3 protein-coding genes are annotated in these 1,829 nt (G+C 59.4%); all 3 read left to right on the top strand.

The genetic code is table 11. The features are described 5' to 3' along the window. A partial coding sequence (locus tag J2I46_RS32520; RefSeq protein WP_207333290.1) for a hypothetical protein occupies positions 1-232 on the top strand: 232 nt, incomplete at its 5' end. Between the two features lie 476 nt (positions 233-708). After that, complete coding sequence (locus tag J2I46_RS32515) at positions 709-1,425, top strand: hypothetical protein (RefSeq protein ID WP_207333289.1); 717 nt, start codon at positions 709-711, stop codon at positions 1,423-1,425. An 11-nt stretch (positions 1,426-1,436) separates the two neighbouring features. Then, the gene (locus J2I46_RS32510) at positions 1,437-1,670 is read left to right on the top strand and encodes a hypothetical protein (protein WP_207333288.1); all 234 of its coding nucleotides are present in this window, start codon (positions 1,437-1,439) and stop codon (positions 1,668-1,670) included. Positions 1,671-1,829 lie beyond the last annotated feature (159 nt).

The following is a 1,829-nucleotide window of genomic DNA, read 5'->3' as shown; positions in this document are numbered from 1 at the left end:
TACGTATGTACCCCCTAAGTTGCTACTAGTCGTAGAGCGCCTGGTCCCCCAGGAGTACGGCATGGTGGTCTTGACCCACGAGGCCTGGGTGAAGATCTCCCACGCGCTGATCACCTACGAGATCGTCCAGGAGCAGCTTCGAAGCGTGCCCATCCTGGAGGGCACAGCGCCCGCCCTGGCGCTGCGCCACCTGGCCTGCGTCAGGAACGTACCCCGCCAGCTACTTGCCTAACGCCAGCTACTTGCCTAGCTGATCACAAGACTCAGTTCTGACCTGTTTCACCCAATCCATCGCCCCGATCATTGCCCCCCTGACTTTCTAACTTCCTTTACCCGCTTTCCCTCTCTCCGATGACTACTACCCGCGCCTCTCGCCCCCCGCCGTTCCGCTAAGGACCATACCGCTCCCCAAATCCTGATGCTGATTGCAAGCAGCCGCCGGATTTACACCCGCTATACCGCTAAAAATCACTCCTTTAGCGCTTGACCAATCCCCCTATGCCCCGGTCGCAGAACCGGTTTTTTTCAGCCTCCGAGACGCAGTTATTCGGTTAGGAGTCCTGTTGTCCTGACACGAATGTGACAGAAGTTATTCTATTGATTACTCCCCGTTACTCCCTGGTTAACCTGTTAACCACCCAAAAAAACGCCAAAAAAATTTTTCCAACCCCGGCCTCATCCGGCCACAAACACGCAACCCCGATAGCCATGACCGCCTCAAACGCCTCCAATCGCCCCCAGCCCCGCGCTTTCTCCCCCGTTAAATTCAAATCCGACCCCCAGGCCAGCTCCTTCCGCTGGGAGATCGACATGACCCAGGACGGACACAATAGGGTCTCCCTGATCGAGGGCTACTCCAAAGGCCAGGGCTTTGAGCTCACCAACAAGGCCGAGCTCTTAATGCGCAAGATCACCAATCCCCTCTCGCCCTATCTTCAGAAGAGTGATGAGATCCGCGTCTATGAGAATCTCAAAGAGCTGCCCACCGGCAAGCTCATGCAGGTGCCAAAATCCGATCAGGTCTGCATTCTGATTCTGTACCGGACCAATTACAAAGCCCTGAGCTGGGTGCGCCACACCGACCCCCTGCTGGATCACCTCAATAGTCTTTACACAATGCTCAACGCCACGGGCCGTCTGCCCCAGGAGCGCTCCACCAACGCCCGCAAGAAAGTCTGGTTTCCCGAGCTGGACCATAGCAAATACACCTTCGCCAATCAGGAGGAGCTCCAGGTGTTCTGCCGCTCGATGGTAGAAAAGCACGGGTCGGCCTGCATGGCCAAGTGGTGGAATGCCCACCTGGGCATGCAGCCTGAGCTGACCACGCCCGGCCCGGCCCTGTTGCAGACCCCGCCCACGGGAGGCGAGCACCAGGCTACCCAGGCGGCCACCCAGGCCCTGTACACCAAGTTCAACCCGCGCTAAGTCCTTCTGATATGTCGCTTGCCCAGGAGATCGCTAGTCTGAGTTTGGCCACCCTGCTGGACTGCCGGGGGCACTACGAGCGGGGCATCCGCTGGGAGGCCTCCCCCCTCCGGCAAGCCATCTGCCAATACACCCTGAGGCTAATCAACAAAGAGCTCACCCGGCGAATGCCTCCCGTGCCACCCTTGCCGGGTGAGCCTCTGTCATTACCCACGCTGCCTGCCCTATCGCTGCTCCGTCCATGACCCCTGCCCGGCGCTTGCCTACGCCCCTGCCCAGTCTGCATTTTCGCGGGCTGGGCAGACCCGTGCCAATGGGTCAGATCCTGCGCTTTGAGGCGGCGGACAACTACACCCGCATCTGGGTGCAGGGCCAGGTCCGCCCCCTACTGTATGGCTATACCT

Origin of the sequence: Fibrella forsythiae (assembly GCF_017353175.1) — a bacterium.
Classification (GTDB): domain Bacteria; phylum Bacteroidota; class Bacteroidia; order Cytophagales; family Spirosomataceae; genus Fibrella; species Fibrella forsythiae.
The sequence above is the reverse complement of the archived record's forward strand: the minus strand, read 5'-3'. Positions and strand labels throughout refer to the sequence as shown.

Excerpts from the sequence above, each read along its gene's own strand:
- J2I46_RS32515 (WP_207333289.1), top strand. The coding sequence starts at position 709 with ATGACCGCCTCAAACGCCTCCAATCGCCCCCAGCCCCGCGCTTTCTCC.
- J2I46_RS32510 (WP_207333288.1), top strand. The coding sequence starts at position 1,437 with ATGTCGCTTGCCCAGGAGATCGCTAGTCTGAGTTTGGCCACCCTGCTG.